The organism is Pseudoalteromonas sp. S3178 (assembly GCF_005886985.1).
Lineage (GTDB): Bacteria > Pseudomonadota > Gammaproteobacteria > Enterobacterales > Alteromonadaceae > Pseudoalteromonas > Pseudoalteromonas carrageenovora.
This window is the reverse complement of sequence record NZ_PNCW01000410.1, coordinates 1-332: the sequence shown is the minus strand read 5'-3', so window position 1 is coordinate 332 and position 332 is coordinate 1. Positions and strand designations below refer to the sequence as shown.

Here is a 332-nt window from a genome sequence, read left to right as displayed (position 1 = left end):
CAGGGTTGGAGTGCCAGTGCAGCGGCGCTTGAGGCTGCTAGGTTACGTTTTAGACCCATTATTATGACATCACTAGCCTTTATATTGGGCGTGGTCCCGCTTGTTTTAAGCTCAGGAGCAGGTGCAGGCGCACGGCACAGCGTTGGGACAGGTGTAATGGGAGGTATGATTGCCGCGACATTCCTCGCTATATTCTTTGTCCCCTTGTTTTTCTTTTGGCTCACTCGCCATAAACTAACAGAAACCAGAAATACGCAAGAATTAGCAGATGAAATTGCAATGCAACATAAAAAAGAACATGTCGAAACACAAGAAGGATTTGTTTAACTTTT

General features: G+C 45.5%; 1 protein-coding gene. It reads left to right on the top strand.

Annotated elements, in window-relative coordinates; genetic code table 11:
- Positions 1–327: efflux RND transporter permease subunit (locus CWC11_RS21515; protein ID WP_171038506.1), on the top strand; the 327-nt coding region annotated here is incomplete at its 5' end.
- Positions 328–332: the final 5 nt, after the last annotated feature.